The sequence below is a fragment of the Cyclobacterium sp. L-R genome (assembly GCF_056859355.1).
In genome coordinates, this window is the sequence record NZ_JBSXOH010000041.1 from 1 (window position 1) to 20,716 (window position 20,716).

Annotated in this window: 11 protein-coding genes; all 11 read left to right on the forward strand. The window is 36.6% G+C overall.

Features of this window, described 5'->3' with window-relative positions; all coding sequences use genetic code 11:
• The first annotated feature begins 877 nt into the window (after nucleotides 1-877).
• Entirely contained in the window at nucleotides 878-3,784 is a 2,907-nt protein-coding gene (locus tag AC13EX_RS03970) for a SusC/RagA family TonB-linked outer membrane protein (protein WP_482891631.1), read from the forward strand.
• An 11-nt stretch (nucleotides 3,785-3,795) separates the two neighbouring features.
• Nucleotides 3,796-5,397 (forward strand): RagB/SusD family nutrient uptake outer membrane protein, encoded by a 1,602-nt coding sequence (locus AC13EX_RS03975; protein ID WP_482891632.1) that lies wholly within the window; start codon nucleotides 3,796-3,798, stop codon nucleotides 5,395-5,397.
• A gap of 97 nt (nucleotides 5,398-5,494) precedes the next feature.
• The gene (locus AC13EX_RS03980; RefSeq protein ID WP_482891673.1) at nucleotides 5,495-5,818 is read left to right on the forward strand and encodes a GNAT family N-acetyltransferase; all 324 of its coding nucleotides are present in this window, start codon (nucleotides 5,495-5,497) and stop codon (nucleotides 5,816-5,818) included.
• A gap of 742 nt (nucleotides 5,819-6,560) precedes the next feature.
• Nucleotides 6,561-9,674 (forward strand): SusC/RagA family TonB-linked outer membrane protein, encoded by a 3,114-nt coding sequence (locus AC13EX_RS03985; protein ID WP_482891633.1) that lies wholly within the window; start codon nucleotides 6,561-6,563, stop codon nucleotides 9,672-9,674.
• 18 nt (nucleotides 9,675-9,692) lie between these two features.
• Nucleotides 9,693-11,249, forward strand: coding sequence for a RagB/SusD family nutrient uptake outer membrane protein (locus AC13EX_RS03990; protein WP_482891634.1), 1,557 nt, complete (start codon nucleotides 9,693-9,695; stop codon nucleotides 11,247-11,249).
• Nucleotides 11,250-11,419: 170 nt separating this feature from the next.
• Nucleotides 11,420-11,578 carry a hypothetical protein gene (locus AC13EX_RS03995; RefSeq protein ID WP_482891635.1) on the forward strand — a complete coding sequence of 53 codons (159 nt, stop codon included), beginning with the start codon at nucleotides 11,420-11,422 and terminating at the stop codon, nucleotides 11,576-11,578.
• Nucleotides 11,579-11,934: 356 nt separating this feature from the next.
• Nucleotides 11,935-12,426 carry a DUF2569 family protein gene (locus AC13EX_RS04000; RefSeq protein ID WP_048643305.1) on the forward strand — a complete coding sequence of 164 codons (492 nt, stop codon included), beginning with the start codon at nucleotides 11,935-11,937 and terminating at the stop codon, nucleotides 12,424-12,426.
• Between the two features lie 254 nt (nucleotides 12,427-12,680).
• Nucleotides 12,681-13,484, forward strand: a complete 804-nt coding sequence (locus tag AC13EX_RS04005) for a GDSL-type esterase/lipase family protein (protein WP_482891636.1) — start codon at nucleotides 12,681-12,683, stop codon at nucleotides 13,482-13,484.
• A 411-nt stretch (nucleotides 13,485-13,895) separates the two neighbouring features.
• Nucleotides 13,896-16,259 carry a right-handed parallel beta-helix repeat-containing protein gene (locus AC13EX_RS04010; RefSeq protein ID WP_482891637.1) on the forward strand — a complete coding sequence of 788 codons (2,364 nt, stop codon included), beginning with the start codon at nucleotides 13,896-13,898 and terminating at the stop codon, nucleotides 16,257-16,259.
• Nucleotides 16,260-16,499: 240 nt separating this feature from the next.
• Entirely contained in the window at nucleotides 16,500-17,996 is a 1,497-nt protein-coding gene (locus AC13EX_RS04015) for an IMP dehydrogenase (RefSeq protein ID WP_482891638.1), read from the forward strand.
• Between the two features lie 289 nt (nucleotides 17,997-18,285).
• Entirely contained in the window at nucleotides 18,286-20,613 is a 2,328-nt protein-coding gene (locus AC13EX_RS04020) for a helix-turn-helix domain-containing protein (protein WP_482891639.1), read from the forward strand.
• Nucleotides 20,614-20,716: the final 103 nt, after the last annotated feature.

Below are 20,716 nucleotides of genomic sequence, written 5' to 3' on the forward strand. Positions count from 1 at the left end.
GTCAGGGGTGATGCCTGTCCCGTGTTTACGGGAAGTGTTGCAATCGCAAGAAAATCAGACTGTTTGGAGATTTTAGCATAGAACCCCATGGTGAAATTGAAAACAGTAACAAAGTGGCTGATTTTAAAGCGATTTCAGCACGTAATAGAATGTCTATTGCATATTTCGGGTTAAAAAAGCTATACTATTATTGATTTTTTTAATCAGCAAATATTTACTACTTCCTATTTTACCGAAACCGAGCAAAAAACCAGTCTCTAAAAAGGCTGGTTTTTTTGCTTTCAAATCATATGGTGGAATAAGGGTGGCGGATGAAATATGCCTTGTTGTTAATTTAAGATTTAAGTTTATCTCATGTAAGCATTGAGATTAAATCTTAAAAAATATTTTGTTTACATGAACGGTAATTATCGGTAATATATTGGTCTTTAAGTGATGTGTTTTAAGGAAGGGAAATTAAAATATGGTTTATTAAATGAAGATATATCGGGTGTTATTTCAACTATATAAGAAGTTGATTTACAGTACTTTAAATGAAGATTTAATTGTGATTTACATCCATAATATATTTTATTTTGAGGTTGAAATTTAATAAGTGTGAATTTTTTGATATTTATTATGTCTGGATTTTTAGATACTTATTTTCTGTCTATATTTAATTTATTGTTTAAATAATTTTAACATCTTCTTCTAGTTAGATGAATATTTTAAAAAAATGATGAGAAAGGAGGTAAAATATGGTGAGATAAAATAAATAAAGTCTAAATAATTGATTATTTCAATTATTTTTTTTCGGGAAATAAAATAGTGTTTTTTTGAATTATTACTAAAAAAGTTAAGATATATTAAAAATTTTACAAATATTAAATATTTAAATATGTTAAAAAGTAGAATAATCCTACTAATGTTAATTGTATTGCCAGTTTGGTCCTTAATGGCACAGCAACGTACTGTTTCTGGAAAAGTTACAGACGAGACAGGGGAGCCGATTCCATCGGTGTTGGTACTTATTAAAGGTTCCACTGCGGGAACAACCACAGATCTTGATGGGACTTATAGCATTTCTGTTTCAGGAGATGTTACTTTAATTTTCAATATGATTGGGTTTAAAGGGCAAGAGATTAGCACCAAAGGTACCAATTCCATAGATGTAACTCTTCAAGAATCAAGTGTGGATTTAAATGAAGTTGTAGTGGTTGGTTTTAGTGAGGTTGAAAGGCAGCATTTGGCTTCTTCAGTAGAGCAACTAGATATGGATCTTGTAAAGAGCAGGCCGATTTTTAAATTGGAAGAAGCGTTTAGTGGTACCATACCAGGTGTTACACTGATGCAAGGTAATAACCTTCCAGGTAGTGTGCCTGGGTCTATATCTATTAGGGGGATTAGTACTTTGCAGAATGCAGGGCCATTGGTTATCATCGATGGAATGGAACAATCCCTAACTGATATTGACCCAAATCAGGTGAAAAATATCACTGTATTGAAGGATGCGGCCTCTGCGGCACTTTATGGTTCTAGGGGTGCAAATGGTGTAATTATTATTGAAACAGATCGAGGTACAACTGGGCAGTTTAAAGTAAATCTACACTCTTGGGGTGCACTTCATAACCCAATAGATCTCCCTAATTTTGTTGGAGCAACTGATTATATGAAGCTCAATAATGAAGCAAGAGGACACCAAGGTCAATCGCTTTTGTTTTCTGATGAAGATATAGCAGCCTCTGAAAGTGGAAATTACACCAATGTAAACTGGTTGGATGAAGTTATGCAAAGGCAATCCTATTCACACAATACTTCAGCAAGTATTTCTGGTGGAGGAGGGGTAGGTACTTTCAATTTGATGCTTGGCTACATCGATGAAAATGGAATGAATGAATTGGAAGGGTCCAATAAATTTTCAGCACGTTTTAACACTAATATTAATATTGCAGATAAATTTGTTTTGTTGGCAGATTTTTACGCACACAGGTTGCAAGTGGATAGACTACAGGCCAATAATGATGGTCACGGACTTTATCAGCTAGCCTGGAGAATGAATCCTACTCAGCCAATTTTTTATGATTCTGATTTAGAAGACAATTATATTCTTCACAATAACATTAACCCTTTAGCTTCCATTAATCATGGTGGATCATGGAATGCATTGCATGATAGAAGTACAATTAATTTGCGGCCCAAATATTTCATAAACAAAAATTTAAGTGTAGAAGGTAATGTTTCCTATATGATTAACAAGTCAGCTAATAAATACAAAAGATTGACTTATAAGTTTTTTGATGGAGATGGTAAGCCTGTTAATATTTGGAGCAATTCTGTGGGTGCGAGCCAAGGAGTGAGTCAGAGTCAAGTTACGGCTAGGGCACTTATTAATTATGAAAAAGAATTAAGAGAAGGGAAAGACAAAATTTATTTGCTTGGAGGTGTAGAGATAATGAATAACACCTATACTGACTACCGAGAGTTCTCTAAATCCTCTTTTTTCGCAAAGTTAAATTATTCTTATGATAACAGGTACCTTATAGAAGCTACAGCAAGAGGGGATGGATCCAGTAAATTTGCACCAAATAACAGATGGGGATTTTTCCCTTCCGGTGCTTTTGCATGGAATATTCATAACGAATCCTTTATGAGTGGCTTGGTGAGTTCTGGTATGATAAATAACTTAAAATTCAGAGCTTCTTATGGTCTAATAGGTAATGAAAATGTTGATCCTTATTTATGGCAAGAAGTTGTAAATACTTGGGGGTGGACAATGAGAGTACCGAACCCTAATTTTAGTTGGGAGAAGCAACGCCAATCCAATTTTGGTTTGGATTTAACCACTTTCAAAAACAAGTTGAATTTTACAGCTGAATACTATCATAAGTTCTCTTATGATCTAATTTATTCAAACTTCCCAGTACCTCCTTTGACAGGATCGTACTATCTTACTTCTTCTGTAAATATTGGAGAAGTTGAAAACAAAGGTTGGGAGTTTTCGGCCAATTATTCCGATAAAGTTGGAGAGGTTGATTATAGTGTAGGTGGAATTTTATTTGATAACCAAAATCGTGTTCTGAAAGCTGGGTATAATCGTTCTGACACCCTAATTTTCAAAGACAATCAAGATAAAATTTGGTATGAAGGTATTGCGATTGATAATTATTTCGGATACCAGAGCGATGGCCTATTCCAAACTTGGGAAGAGGTAGATGCTACTGATGCCAAGTTACCGAATACATATCCTGGGGATATTAAGTATACAGATAAAAATGGAGATGGTGTAATTAACGATGAGGACAAGGTGAATCTCGGTGACCCATTTCCTCACATGAATTATTCTATAAATTTCAATTTGAGATTTCGTAGATGGGATTTTAATTTTCTTGGTCAAGGAGTTGGGAAAAGATTAGGTAGGCTAAATGGTCAGGAAGGATATCCAGTGTTGATGGATGGTGTTAACAATAACCTTGGGGCACCTAGAGAATATTATATGAACAATAGGTGGACACCAGATAATCCTAATAGTAGATTCCCTAGAGTTTGGACGGGGACTAGTCCGAATGCGGTGCTCAGTGATGTTTGGCTTAGCAATGCAGCCTTCTTTAGGGTGAAAATGCTACAATTAGGATATACAATACCTAAAATCGGACGCAATATCAAAAGTGTCAGGATTTACTTTAATGCTCAGGATGCAATTACTATTACTAAATGGGAGGGTTTAGAGCCTGAAAGAGATGGAGGAAATGGTAATTACCCTAGAATGGCAACTTTTAGTTTGGGAGTCAAAGCCACTATAAATTAAGAAGGAAAACCATGAGAAAATTAATAATAATTATAGGATTTATAGGGTTCAGCTTGTCAGGATGTGTAGAATTTCTCGACAAAACTGATCCAACAGCAACCTCTTTTGTTGAATTCTTTAATGATGAAGAAGATCTACGAAGGGTGGTTTATAGCAGTTATTTGGATGTATTTACACATCCAAGTTCCCATCAGAATTTATTCTATATGGAAGAAGGTAAATCTGATAATGCATACAGCAGGGTAGATGGTCACCATCATCAAAGAATAGCAAATGGTAATATCAATAGTACCTCTTCAGCATTTCTTTTTTACTATGAATTGCAAATGAAGCATTTGGGTAGGTTGAATACCTTTGTTGATAATGCTGACATACCCTATGTGGAAGATGAGTCCGTTCGAACGAAGTACAAGGCAATTTTGGAGGCACTTAGGGTTTGGCATTATTTTAAGCTGACTTTCAGGTGGGGTGATGTTCCTTTTCATTTACAACCTGCGGATTTAGTAGACGCGTTACAGCCTACTACTCCGAAAGAAGAAATCCTAGGGCAACTTTTTCCTTTGGCTGATGACATCGCTTCTCGTTTACCTGCTGATGAGTATACTTCAGATAAATACATGTTTAACAAGTATTCATTTAAAGCATTGACTATGAGGTACGCCTTGTATAATGGGCGCTATGAATTGGCAGCAAAGTTGGCCAAGGAAATAATGGATAGTGAAAAATATTCATTGTATTCAAATTATGAAGAGCTTTTTCAATATGAAGGTGCTTCCACTAACAATGAATTTATAATGCACTTTGATATGCAAAGTCATAATAATAGTGCAACCAATTCTTTTCGAGACTTGGGGCCGCATTACCGAACAGGTAATGGTCAATCTTATGTAGTGCCTTTGAAGGCTTTGGTAGATTCCTATTGGACTCTTCAAGGCAGGCCTATTTCAGACTGTCCATTGCATTCAGAAGAAGAGTATTTGTTAAATCCAAATCTTAACAGGGACCCTAGGTATGAATCAAGTATAATGGGGCAAGGTGACACCTTTTATGGAGAGCCAATTGATATTTACAACACTAACAATCCTATGTTCTTTGAAAATCAAAGGGCAAGTAAATCTGGTTTCTGGTTTAAGAAGTTTGTTTCAGAAGCAGATGCGTTTAGGTCCGGTGGTAACTTTGACTTTGGGTTGTTACGTTATGCAGAAGTACTGTTGACTTATGCTGAAGCCAAAATTATGCTAAATGACATTGATGCATTGGCATTAGAAAGCATTAATATGGTAAGGGAACGAGCTGGCTTAGATATGACCGTAGCAGATGTAACCGGTAGTGAGTACATTGACTTTAGTCAAGAAGATTGGATCAATTTGATTAGAAACGAGAGAAGAATTGAATTTGCAGGAGAAGGTTTAAGGTATGAAGACATAATTCGATGGGGAATTGCTGAAGAGGTATTGAATCAACCTGCTTTGGGACATACTCGTATGGAAAATGGCGAGATGGTTTCATTGAAAATCGAAGATCGTTCTTTTCAACCTCATAATTATCGCTGGCCATTTCATGAAAACAGTTTAAGAGTGGAACCAGGGTTAACTCAAAATCCAGGTTATTAAGAAATTGTAACTTGTGATAAGTAAAAAAAGGTTCACTTAAAAAGTGAGCCTTTTTTTATTATAATTAGCGTCTTAAGCCTACCCTGAGCAAATAAGTATTAAAAAGTCAGCCTTATTAAATGCCTTGCTTAATTCTCATTCATTAATATCTGCTTGGGATAAGGAGAGGTTGATTGGGATAGGCAATGCAGTTTCCGATGGATATTTAGTTGTTTATTATCCCCATTTATTGGTTCATCCAGATTATCAGGGACAAGGAGTAGGGAGAAAAATTGTAACCAAGCTTCAAGAAAATTACAAAGGCTTCCATATGCAAATGCTAACAGCTGATGGTAAATCCGTTGAATTTTATAAGAAGGTCGGTTTTGAAAAGGCAGGGGAAACGCAGGCTATGTGGATCTATAATGGCAGTGAGCATTGAACAATTCACTTATTCTTCTAGACAGGATTAGCTTCAGGTTTAAAATTATTTACAAAATTACTTTTACTCTAGCTCGAAAGTTTGCCTATAAATAATGAACAACATGCTGAAACTCTTGAATAATTCTTATTTAAAAAATATTTTTTACTGGTAATTTTCTTTTATATTTTTAACTTTATCAGTATCATTATACCAACTAAGGTTAATAATCCTCCCATAAAACCATATTTTTCCTTTAAGTGCAGAATTATTTAATGAATTATTCACTGTCTTTGCTTATAAAAGGAATTTTATCTAATTTGATAATGAACAATTACTTTGACTATAAATAAAACAATATTTACACCAATTGGATACTAAAGTTAAATAGTTATATTTATTATCTTTAAAATATAAGATTTTAATTTAACTGTGTGTTATATTTTGTTTTATAGTATAAAATAATTATTTGTACCATAGATTATAAGAATTTATAACCATGATTTTTTTGAAGTATGCTATTAATAAATTGACCCAATAATCAGCTAGTTATATGTTTCCTGACCCAAGTAATTAGGGAACATTTCAATCTTTTAACCAATAAATTGAGTCCGCCTTATGTAGAGAAAAGCCAAAAACGAAAAAGCCATCTATAAATAGATGGCCTTCACAAAAGCGATAGACAAATGGGTAAGTTTCTCAGGTTCATCCATTTGATCTAATTTAATGCAGTTCATAAAACAACACTAAAGCCTACAAAGTTATGAAAAAACGATTACTCACGGGGAATTTGTCAATCAAAGTATTGATTTTCCTTATGGCTATTCAGCTATTTTATCTTAATATCCACAAAGGGTATGCTGTTGCCTATTATGATGGAGCTTCTACTCTATTACTTGAAAGCAATTCACCAAAACCGTTCTTTTTGGCAGATGTTACCGTAACAGGTACAGTGTCAGACCAAAATGGAGAGCCTATTCCAGGAGCTACGGTTTCTTTACCTGGCACTACTATTGGTACCGCTACCGATTTAGATGGGAAATATTCATTGACTGTGCCGGAAGAATCTGAATTGGTTTTTTCCTTTATAGGATTTGAGAGCCAACGTATAAAAATTGGAGACCGATCCATTATAAATGTGACCCTATTGGAATCTACTTCTTCTTTAGATGAGGTTGTGGTTGTAGGTTTCGGTACCCAAAAGAGAGCAAATGTAACTGGAGCAGTAAGTACTGTTTCAGGGGAAGACCTTGCCAGAAGACCAGTGGTCAATACGGCTGCAGCGTTGCAGGGTACAACACCAGGACTTTCCATCCAAAACAACGGTGGTGCTCCCGGAGATGAAAGTACCAGCATCAGGATAAGGGGGGTTGGAACATTGAATAATTCCAATCCATTGATCCTTGTAGATGGGGTAGAACAATCGCTAAGTACAGTGGAACCAAATAATATCGCATCTATTACTGTTTTAAAGGATGCAGCCTCATCTGCCATTTATGGATCAAGAGCAGCAAATGGTGTAATTCTAGTAACTACAAAAAGAGGAGAAGAAGGTGCTGTCAAGATTACCTACAATAATTTTGTGGGATGGCAAAACCCTAATTTCTTTCCTGAACCAACAGATCCAGTTACCTGGATGAGGTTAGAAAATGAGGCCCAGGCCAATGTGGGAGCAAATCCAACCTATAGTGAAACCTATATAGAGAATGTGGCTGCAGGTACCAATCCTTTACAATATCCTTTTGCGGATTATGAAGGTGGAATCTTTAATCCAAATGCTTTGCAGCAAAGGCACTCTATTTCCCTTTCCAGTGGTGGAAAATCCGGAAGAGTATTCGCATCTGTAAATTATTCTGACACAGATGGAATCCTTCAAAACTTCAATAACAAGCAAGTAACCATGCGAATAAATTCCGACATGTATGCTACTGATAAATTGACGATTAAAACCAACCTGATGTATAGGAATAGAGGCTTTAGTGGACCAGGATTTACTGGTCAGCGAATCACCCAAGCCTTACTGCATATCAATAGAAATATTGTAATGGAATATCCTGACGGAACTTATGACCTTGTATCAGGCCAATGGAATGCAAGAGCAATGGTTCAAGAGGGAGAAACAAGTAATATAAGTGATGATGTTTTTGGTCAGTTAGGTTTTGCTTATACTATCAATGAAGCTTTATCTCTGGAAGGGAATGTAACGCTCAACACTGAATCTACAGATGGATTTGTGTTTCAAAATAGCCTGGCAGGCATGAGGAATTATTTAACTGGTGATTTGGTAAATGTTGGTGGTTGGTTTGCCACTTCGGTGCTTACAGAAAGTCAGATGAACCAACGTGAACTGAGTCAAAGATTGTATTTGAATTATGACCAAACCTTTGACAAGCATAGTATACAAGGAACGGTTGGTTATGAGGAAATTTACAATAGGTACAAGCAGATTTCTGCAACTAGAGACAATTTCTATAGCAATGACTTGCGGGATATAAACGCTGGTGATATTCAAAACCAGAAGACAAGTGGTTATTCTCAGGAGTGGAGACTAAGGTCATTTTTCGGAAGGGCCAACTATAGTTTTGACGACAAATACATGTTCCAGGCCAATGTTAGGTATGATGGATCTTCCAGGTTTGGAGAAGGCAAGCGTTGGGGTATTTTCCCATCCTTTTCAGCAGGTTGGAGAATTTCTGAAGAAGAATTCCTTAGAGAAGGTGATTTGTTTAGTGATTTAAGGCTTCGAGGCTCATGGGGTCAATTGGGTAACCAGAGTATTGGACTTTACAGGTACCTCAACACCTATAATCTTGGTACTGGCTACCAGTTTAACAATAACCTGGTCCCAGGAACAGCCATCACTAGCGCAGGTAATCCTGACATTACCTGGGAAACCACTACAATGACAAATATAGGGTTGGACATGGGCTTTATGGACGATAGGATTGAAGTAATCGCGGAATATTTTTACAAATATACTGATGATATTTTGATAGAATTACCGATTCCTAGAACCATTGGTTACAACCCTCCAGTTCAAAATGCAGCAGCAGTTTCTAATAAAGGTTGGGAATTGGCAGTCAATTATCATGGTGCTCCTGCTTCAGACAGTGGGTTTGAGTATTCAGTAGGTTTGAATTTTTCTGATGTAGTCAGTAGGATTGAAGATTTGAAAGGTACCGGACCATTTTTCCCTGATAAATTTACAGTATGGACTGAAGGTGAATCAATCAATTCCTTGAGAGGTTTAAAATCTCCTGGTATTTATAAGACCCAAGAGGACTTAGACAATTATCCAGCGACCATTTTTCCTACTGTTACGATTGGAGACATTATATATGAGGATTTAAATGGGGATGGCGTTATTTCTCAATCCCTTTATCCTGCAGGCGATCAATATATCATGGGGAATGAAGACCCAAGGTATGAGTTTGGAGTTCGGTTTAGTGCTTCTTATAAAGGATTTGATTTTTCTATGTTTTGGCAAGGAGTACTTCGTCAGCAACATTCTTTGGATGGTGCTTTGATGGAAGGTCCAAATTATACGAATTTTATTCCTACCACCATGGCTAGAGAAGCTTATCACCCTGAAAGAAATCCAAATGGTACCTGGCCAATGGTGAGATCTGGGAATTCAGCCAACCTAATGGAGTCAGATTTTTGGTTACAAAACACCAGTTATCTTAGGTTAAAGAATTTCCAATTAGGGTATACTATACCTCAAAATCTTGTAGCCAACCTGAGAGTTTATATCTCCGGAGAAAACATGTTGACTTTTACAGAAACAGAGCTGTTCGATCCGGAAACACCTAGAGGTAGAAGCCAATTCTTCCCTCACAGCAAACTTTTCAGTGGTGGCATAAACGTAAGGTTTTAATCTAAAAAAGGAAAAGCGATGAAATTTATAAATAAAACAATAAAATATATAGGACTGTCTTATTTGGCTTTGGGCATGTTTAGCTGTGACCAAGGGCTGGATTTGGTTCCTCCCGGACAAGTTTCAGAACTAATTTACTGGCAACAAGAAAAAGATGCTAATCTCGCAGTAAATGGGATTTATGCGGAATTGGATGGTCAGTTAATGGTCAAAGAATTGGATGGTGCAACGGATATTGGATTTCGAGCACCTTCCGGACCTGGCTCTTTACATGATGTGACTATGGGGTCTTTTGATCCCGTCAACGCAGCGATTGGGTCGCAATGGGACAGGTACTATAGAGGGATACAAAGGGCCAATAATGTGTTGGCAAATATTGACAGGATAGAACAAGGAGATCAAGAATTGTTGTCCAGATACAAAGCAGAAGCAAGGTTTTTACGTGCTTTCTTTTATACCCAATTAAGTAGTCTTTGGGGGGATGTACCCTTGATTTTAGAGCCGCTTGAAATTACTGATCAAATCGGAAGAACAGCAAAATCTGAAGTTGTTGATTTTGTGATTGCTGAGTTGGATCAGATAATTCAGGGAAGTCAATTGCCTTTGAGTTATACTCAAGAAGTAGGTAGAGCTACTTTAGGGGCTGCCATGGCATTGAAAGCCAGGGTTGCCTACAGAAATGAAAGGTATGCTGTTGCCAGAGATGCTTCTAAGGCAGTCATGGATTTAGGAATCTATGAACTCTATCCTGACTATGGAAAATTATTTAATTATGCTGGGCAGAATTCTTCAGAAGTGATTTTTGATAGACAATATGCAGTAGGTGGTGATACTTACAATGCCTTTTCGTTTTCGGCGGCATCAATAGGAGGAGGATCTGTAGTGGAACCCATTCACAATTTGTTTTTAAAATATGGGTACAAAGGACCTAAAAATCCCAACAATCCTTTTGAAAACATTGATCCAAGATGGAATTTCACGACTTATTATACAGGACAGCCAATTGGTACCAGCACCTTTAACTCATTGCCGGATAGTCCGACAGCAGATAGGGTGAGGTCTTCGGAATTTTCTACGGTAAATGGCTACAACTTGAAGAAGTGGGTGGATTTTGAAGCTGATGGCACCAATCCCAATACCGGTTCTATCAATATGATTTTGATACGTTATGCCGATGTGCTACTTATGTATGCTGAATCCAAAATAGAATTGAATGAAATTGACGATTCAGTCTACGAGGCGATAAATAGGGTTAGGCAAAGACCAACTGTAGAAATGCCTCCCATAGAAACAGGTAAAACCCAAGAGGAGTTTAGAGCAATTATCAGGGATGAAAGAGCTGTAGAATTGGCTTTTGAGGGTTTAAGGTTATACGATATGAACCGATGGAAGATCGGAGAGGACAAGATTGGCACGGTAGAAGGACTGTATTACCTCAATGAAGCTAGTGGAGAATGGGAAACCATTACCAGTGGCTTGACAAGGACATTCAGACCTGAACGGGATTATTTATGGCCAATTCCTCAAGCAGAGATTGATATCAATGATAATATGACGCAAAACCCGAATTATTAAGGATACGCTGCATTTATCAAGTTAAAGTATAGTTCTTAAAGTTGAATAAAAACCCATAAACGATTTGTTTGTGGGTTTTTATTTTTAGTCTAAGCATTGCTTGTTGAGTAATTTTGAGTGTTTAGAAAAATTGAAAATGGTTCTTTAACCAAACTCACAAATTTTGTATCTTGAAAAAAAATAGTACAAGACTTGATGCGCTAAAAATAGAACTTATAGAATCGTTAATTAAGATAGAGGACAAGGAAACCATGGAATATTTGAAAATTGTAAAGGACGCGAAATCTGAAAACAATGATTGGTGGGTTGAATTATCTGCATCGGAATAATCCGGTGTTGAGAGATGTCTAAGAGATATTCTAAATGGCCGACAGTTTCGCATGACGAAGCAAAAGGTAAATTTAGATTATAATTTAAGATGGTCCGTTGAAGCCTCCGTACCTTAGAGGATTCTGGAAGGTATCCACTTTAAATAGACCAATAGAGAAGTTGATGTTTTTAAGCTTAAATTGAGTCTTCAACTTGGTTTAATTACTCAAAACCAACTTATGCCTTCTTCTTGTAAATCTAGTTTGAGAAAAGCAGTGTTAAGTAGACAGACAACAATTTTTTACCAAATAATTGATCACACTATTTAATTGAAAAAACTACACATTAATAGAAAGGACATAGGTAAATTGAAATAATGCAAGAAATTGATCAAAACGTAACCATAAAAATGAAGGGAAAGCCAATTGGTGGGTGGCTGTGGGTCATAATGGTCATACTTTTAGGTAGTGCCATTCAACTTATTATTAGTATTTTAACAACTTTAAATGAGTTTTTGGCTGATGATTGGCAAATGTTTTTTCAGACAAATGATAATCTACTAAAAATCAGAATTTACATTTACGCCTACCTGATTATTTCAATGTTAATAGGGCTTGGCATTCTTGTTTGGAGCCTCATTATATTCTTTCAAAAGAAAAAGAAATTCCCTACGGTTTTTATCGGACTTCTTGGTTACTTCATTTTGACAGAAGTTTTAAGAATTTACTTTTTGGACTATTATGCTAACCTCACGGACCAAGACGCAAGCAATATTGAAAGTAGTCTTGCCAAAACTGGAATTATGGCCATAATTACTGGGCTTTACTTAAATAAGGGGAGGCGTCCAAATCAAACCTTTGTTAGGTGAAAATTTGTATGTGAAATGCTCAATATTGAGACTAAATTTAGGATAGGGTGAATTTTAAACCAGATGGCTTTGGTTGGTTTGTTTTCCTAGAGTATTTTTAATAAATCAGCACATAATTCTCAACTTTTGGTTCTATACTATTACAAATAGTAAAATACTTAATGATGTGTATTGACTAGGTAAGAAGTCAATATCCAGCTATTTTTATAGCCAACTTGTTTATACTATTAAGACCTCATTATTAAATGAATTCAATGACAAAGCTCCTTTATTTTGCCCTCTTTTCCATTTGTATTATTGGCTGTAAACAGCAAAATAGGCAAGTAGCCCAATCGGTTGAAAAACCTGCTAACTCGGCAATAATACCGGTTCCAAAACTTGAAGATGACAGTTATGATTGGTTGGTGCGACATAATGATGTGCTTGGTGTAAAAGATTCATTGAATCCAGAAATTGTATTAATTGGCAACTCCATTACTCATTTCTGGGGTGGCGACCACCCACCACTAAAGTACGCCGACGGCAGGTCAAGAATATCCAATGGTCCTGCTTCATGGGAAGCAACCTTTAAAAACCATCGTGTATTGAATTTAGGATTTGGTTGGGACCGTACTCAAAATGTGCTGTGGCGCTTGAATAATGGGGAACTTGAGGGGCTTGATCCAAAATTGGTAATTATCCATATAGGGACCAACAATACCAGTGAAACGAAAAATGCCCGCATGAATACTGCTGCAGAAATAGTTGAAGGAATCGCTGCAATTTATACCAGCGTTCGAACTAAAGCGCCAAATGCTAAAATTGTATTAATGGAAATAATGCCTCGTGAAGAAAAGCCAGATAATCCACGAAGGATTTTAATCAATGAAACAAACCAATTGTTAAAGCTATATGCAGCTGATAATAAGATAATATTGCTAGACATTGCTTCTAAAATGCTGGGCTCAGATGGTCTCCTTACCAAAAAGGTCACCCTTGATTTCTGCCATCCCAATGAAGCCGGATATCAAATTTGGGGCGAAGCACTAGGCCCTTTTATTGATAGTATTGGAGATTAATTATCAAATTATTTTAACACTTTAAAATTGCAATAGAGTTTGGATTATTTTAACTAGGTAGAAATATGCAATAGACAATCTATAAGGTACTGAAATCGCTTCAAAATCAGCAACTTCGTTGTTGTTTTCAATTCACCATAGCGGTGCTATGCTTAAACCTCCAAACAGCCTGATTTTCTCTCGATTGCAACAATTCCCCTAAACAGGTGACAGGCTTTACCTCTGACTACTGTCAGGGTGGAGAAATCCTATTACAATAACTGGATTTAAATGACTGCATATTTTCCTATCTTAGGATCAAGACAATAGGAATGCTATCAAGAGATAATTACCCTTAGACTATAAAAGATATTTATTGTACTTGGAAAAACGTGGGATTCTTAAACATATCAAAGAATTTAAAAAAAAACAGTGGATAATTTAAAAGCAAAAATTATTGTATTACTAACAACATTTGTTCTTATAAGTTGTGGCAGTAAAGAGCTAACCATTTATGTTAGTGCCAATGGTAATAATAAGAATGATGGAACAAGTGAAATGCCTTTCCAAACCATTGAAAAAGCCTTGGAAGAAGCAATTAAAATCAGAAAAAATACCAATGAAACGATAACCATCCATTTGAAGGAAGGGGAATATCATTTGTCAACCCCTTTGGTAATTCCCCCAGAACTAAGCAATATCGCTCTTATCGGGGAAGGTACAGACAAAGTAAGTGTTAAAGGTTCAACGGTTCTGGAGACAAACTGGAAAGCATTCGATAAAAATATTTGGATTACCGAGCTTAAAGAAGACCTGGTTTTTAATCAGCTATTTATCAATGGAGAAAAGCAGATTCTGGCTAGGTATCCTAATTTCGATGAAAATGGAGGGGCTTGGCAAGGCCATGCTGAGGATGCCATAGCAAAAGAACGTGTAGCGTTATGGAAGGAACCTAAGGGAGGTTTTGTACACGCCATGCATCGTGGCCGATGGGGTGGTTTTCATTATCAGATAACTGGGGTAGATTCAACTGGAGAACTAAGTCTAATTGGTGGACATCAAAATAATAGACCTTCAGCTATGCACCCTGAACTTAGAATGGTAGAAAATATTTTTGAAGAGTTGGACAGTGAAGGAGAATGGTATTTTGATAAACAGGAAAACAAACTTTACCTGTGGGCTAAGGACGGTACTGATTTAGTCAATTCAACCACTGAGGTATCCACTTTAAAGCACCTTATTGAGGTAATTGGGAACTCCGAAAATCCTGTTAAAAATGTCAATATTGAAGGGATACGTTTTGAACATGCCATGCGAACTTTTATGGAGGATTATAGTAAGTTGCTTCGTAGCGATTGGACAATCTACAGAGGAGGGTCAATTTTATTAAGCGGAACCGAGTCCATCACTATTAAGGAATGCGAATTTATCAATTTAGGAGGGAACGTGATTTTCGTCAATGGGTACAATAGAAATACTGAAATAATTGGTAATCACATTCATGATTGTGGGGCAACAGCAATCAGTTTTGTGGGAGATTCTACTGCTGTTCGTTCAGCATCTTATCAATACAACGAGTATGTCCCTATTGCAGAGATCGACAGTATTCAAGGCCCAACCAATGATTTGTATCCCGCAGACTGTAAAGTTGAGAACAACCTGATTTATAAAATTGGACGCATAGAAAAGCAAGTGGCAGGAGTTCAGATCTCTATGGCCATGAATATTCATGTGAAAAACAATAGTATTTATGAGGTCCCGCGGGCAGGAATCAATGTAAGTGAAGGTACTTGGGGAGGACATCTTATTGAAAATAATGATGTGTTTAATACTGTTATGGAAACTGGGGATCATGGAGCATTCAACTCTTGGGGTAGAGACCGTTTCTGGCATCCAAACAGAAAAATTATTGACAGTTTAGTACAAGCAAATCCTCAAATGCCCTATTGGGATGCCATTCACACAACCATTATCCGAAACAATCGTTTTCGTTGTGACCATGGTTGGGATATTGATTTAGATGATGGCTCATCCAATTACCATATTTATAATAATTTATGCTTGAACGGAGGTCTCAAACTTCGTGAAGGTTTTGATAGGGTAGTTGAAAATAATATAATGGTAAACAACGGTTTTCATCCACATGTTTGGTTTGCCAATAGTAAAGATGTTTTTAGAAAAAACATTACAATGACCAAACATTTCCCAATTCGGCTTACGGGTTGGGGTAAGGAAGTGGATTATAACCTATTTCCTGATGCCGAGTCTTTGGTCTTAGCTCAGGAAAACAATACTGATACCAATAGTCTTTACGGAAATCCAATGTTTGTTTCTCCTGAAACGGGGGACTTTACGGTTGCAGAGAATTCTCCTGCACTTCAATTGGGATTCAAAAATTTTCCTATGGACAATTTTGGCGTTCAAAAAGCGGAATTAAAAGCCATTGCCAAACAACCGAGCATTCCAGAATTAAATGCGCCCTATTTTCAAAATGACACCAAAAGCACAAAAGGTTGGCTTGGTGCTACACTTAAAAATGTGGAAACCCTAGCAGAACAATCTGCATCAGGTTTACATAATATGGATGGGGTAATTGTGTTAAGTGTAAAAAATGAAAGTAAATTAGCAATGTCAGGAATAAAGGATGGCGATGTTATTGTTGGGGTTGAAGGGGAAAAAATAAAAAACATTTCAGAACTGCTTATAAAATATCAGGAAAATTTATGGCATGGATATTTAAAGTTAAGCATAGTTCGTAATCAGAAGGTGAACGAAATAAAGGTTAATTTGCAGTGAATTGATAGCAATTCACGACAGTTTTGACAATATTTTATAAACTAATTAAAGCTATTAACCTAATTTTAATATTATAAATATCATGCAATCGTTTAGTTAGGGCAAGGGAATCGGTAGCCAATTCTAATTCTAAACCTTTGATTCAGAATAGACAATGGCTTAAAATGAAGAGTAAATTATAAATTAAGCATATCTACCAAAATTAATTTCTAATTTTGTAGAATTTTATTTGAAAAAAATATGGCAAATATAATAAATGAAATTTCAAGGACCTTCAGCGAGTACTTGATATTACCTGGATTAACAAGGAAGTCAAACACCCCAGACACAGTAAATCTAAAAACACCATTAGTTAAGTATAAAAAAGGGGAAGTTCCGAAAATCACCCTAAATATTCCCTTTGTCTCTGCCATTATGCAATCGGTATCTGACAATGGACTTGCCATCGCTTTGGCAAAAGAAGGAGGCCTGTCATTTATCTTTGGTTCTCAGTCAATTGAAGATCAAGTCAAAATGGTGATGGAGGTAAAAAAATATAAGGCTGGCTTTGTAGAAAGTAGAGCCAATTTAACGCCTGAACATACCCTAGAGGATGTATTGGCCTTAAAAAAAGAGACGAGTTTCTCAACCGTTGGCGTAACAGATGATGGCACCTCTTGTGGCAAGCTATTAGGGCTAATTACGAGTAGGGATTACAGGGTTAGCAAGGAAAGCTTGAGTAAGAAGGTGAAAGATTTTATGACACCCTTATCCAATTTGATAACAGCAAAGGATGGAATCACTTTAAATGAGGCCAATGATACCATCTGGGAGCATAAATTGAACAATTTGCCAATTGTCGATAAGAATGGCAAATTAAAGTATTTTGTGTTTCGCAAAGATTATGACAGCCATAAAGACCACCCAAACGAGCTGTCAGATGAAAAGAAAAGGTTGGTGGTAGGGGCAGGGATTAACACAAGAGATTATGAGGAAAGGGTACCAGCATTAGTAGAAGCTGGTGTTGATGTGTTGTGTATTGACTCTTCAGATGGCTTCTCAGAATGGCAAAAAGACACCATCTCTTATGTGAAAGAAAAATACGATGGCAATGTTTTGATTGGTGCTGGTAATGTGGTAGATAGAGAAGGCTTCCTATATTTAGCCAAAGCTGGTGCCGATTTTGTAAAAGTTGGTGTTGGTGGAGGTTCTATCTGTATTACCAGAGAACAGAAAGGCATAGGTAGAGGACAAGCAACTGCCCTTATTGACGTTGCCAAAGCACGCGATGAATACTTTATAGAAAGTGGAGAATATATTCCCATCTGTTCAGATGGAGGAATTGTTCAGGATTATCATATTACATTGGCACTTGCCATGGGGGCGGATTTCTTAATGATGGGGAGGTATTTTGCCCGTTTCGATGAAAGTCCGACGAGAAAGCTTCTTGTAGGTGGAAATTATGTTAAGGAATATTGGGGCGAGGGTTCTAATAGAGCAAGAAATTGGCAACGCTATGATATGGGAGGAAATGACAATCTGAAATTTGAAGAAGGCGTAGACAGTTATGTTTCATATGCAGGTAAGTTAAAGGATAATTTAGACCAAACTATTGGGAAAACTAAATCAACTATGTGTAGCTGTGGAATATCCTCAATTAAGGAATTACAATCCGATGCCAAATTGACTTTGGTGTCATCGACCAGTATCATTGAAGGCGGTGCCCATGATGTAATTGTGAAAGACGGTAAAAATTAAGACCGTTTAAAATCTTGTTACTAGAATTCATATGAGAAAATAATAAAGTAGCTTATTAGCAAGACTTGGTGGTAAAACTTCGTGACCTATCCTGTATTTGACAGGATAGGTTTTTTTATGAGGCGATTTCAGCACCTAATTGAATATCTATTGCATACTTCGAGTTTAATTAAGGGCATGCTGATAGTTGTTTTTTTTATTCTTATTTTTAAAGGTTATAAAATGAGAATGTGTTAAATTGATACTTTCCTGAGCCATTGGGTTTTTAAATTTTCAGAAGAAACAATTAATGAAAGGTAAGATAACACGGCAATTGGCAGCCGTCATGTTTACAGATATTGTCGGCTATACGGCATTGATGCAAAAAAATGAAGCTGTGGCCATGAGGATTAGATCACGGCACCGAGAGGTTTTCGAAAGCCTTCATAAAATCTACAATGGTGAAATCATTCAGTATTATGGAGATGGTACGCTTAGTGTTTTCAAGAGTGCTATTGAAGCGGCAAATTGTGCCATCCAAATCCAAAACCTTTTGCAAGATGGTGATCCAGTACCAGTGCGAATAGGGCTGCATATGGGGGACATTGTATATAGCGAAACTGAAGTGTATGGGGATGGAGTGAATCTCGCATCGCGGATTGAAAGCATGAGCGTCGCGGGTGGTATTCTATTGTCGAATAAATTAAATGATGAGCTAAAAAACCATCCCACTATTGCTACAATTTCACTTGGCCATTTTGAATTAAAGAACATAGAAAAACCAGTGGAGGTATTTGCAATTAGCAATGAGGGAATTAAAGTCCCTCTACTCCAGGAAATAAGTGGAAAGCGAAAAAATAACTATAAGACCATTGCAGTACTTCCTTTTGCAAACATGAGTACGAGTGCTGAAAATGAATATTTCAGTGATGGGATTACGGAAGAGATCATCAATGCCCTGGCAAAAATTAAGAGTCTGAAAGTTACTTCCAGGACTTCCTCTTTCTTCTTCAAAAATAAAAATGTTCCAATCAAACAAATAGCGAAAGAGTTGGATGTTTCTGCCATTCTTGAAGGTAGTGTAAGGTTGGCTGGTGATACAATGAGGATTACTGCGCAATTGATCCAAACAGAGGAAGATTTTCATTTTTGGTCGGAAACATGGGACAGGAAGCTGGAGAATATTTTCGAGGTTCAGGATGAGATCAGTCTTTTAATTGCGGATAAGTTAAGAGAGCATTTTGGGCACTTTGAAATAAATGAACACCTTGTAACCAAACCAACAGAAAGTATCAGTGCCTATGAGTACTGTTTAAAAGCAAAATTTCACAAAAACAAATGGAATCCCAAGGATGTTGAAACGGCGATTTCCTATTATGATAAGGCATTAAAGATTGATCCCAACTATTCTGATGCATTGGTTGGAAATGCGGACTGTTATAGCTTTTTAGGAACTACTGGATTTATGCCGTTTGAAGAAGCATGGGGGAGAACTATTCAGTATACGAATCAGGCAATCGAATTAAACGATGAATCTTCAGGTGTTTTTTATCAATTGTCCAATCAAGCCTTTTTTATAGCATGTGATTATGACAAATCGCTTACTCAAATGAAGAAAGCCATAGAGATCAATCCAAACAATGCCGATGCACAACAATTTATTTCTTTTTTATATATCATTGCAGGCAATAGGGCTAAAGCAAAAAATCACCTTGATATAGCATTAAGCATCAATCCACTTTCAGATGAAACCCATTTTTTCAGGTCCTATTTCCATTATATGATTGAGGATTATCAAATAGCCCTGACAATGCTGAATCGCTGCATAGCGAATAATAATAAAAATATTCCAGCCCACAGTATAAAAACATTGTGCTTATTGAAATTAGGAAAATACGAGGAGGTCATTACTTACTTTGATGATGTGCCTGAAGACGTCATTATTGAAGGAGAAAAAACCGGAGCCATTGCTTTGGCTTATGCGATGAAAAAAGACAAAGCCAAAACTTTACAGTACCAACACCTATTAGAAGAACAAGCCAAGGCATCTAATGGATTTACGTCTGATTCCTATTTATTCTTGATGCACGCTGTATTAGGTGAGGTCGACAAGGCATTCCAATGGGTTGAGAAGTCCCTCCAAAACAAGGCTTCCCTATTGCTCCTTAGGTACACCGATCCTTTGGTTAATGATTTAAAAAAGGATTCAAGATATACGAAGTACCATAAAGTCATTTATCCTAATAGCGATGAGCCTCAATCTATAGGCCCCAAAAAAGCTTTGTTAGATGAGGATACTACAGAAAGCTACAAAAACCGATTATTAGCACTTTTCGAGGAGGAAAAACCCTACCTGAATAGTGATTTGTCATTGCGATCTTTAGCCAACCATTTAGAAATACATCCAAATCAACTCTCCTGGTTGCTTAATGAAAGTATTGGTAAAAACTTTAATGAGTTTGTCAACCATTACCGCGTGGAAGCATTTAAAAAAAATGCGAACGACCCTAACAATTCCCACTTGTCTCTAATAGGATTGGCCTATGAAAGTGGGTTTAACTCAAAAACTGTTTTCAACACCTATTTTAAAAAAGAAACAGGTTTGACTCCAAAGCAGTTTCTTAAAAATCAGAATTAGAGTGGCTTACAATAGGTTCGGATTTATAATCAAGAACATTTTACCAAAACATCCGGCTTACATTTGTTTCATTATTAAAACAAAATCTTAATTGTCAAAAACA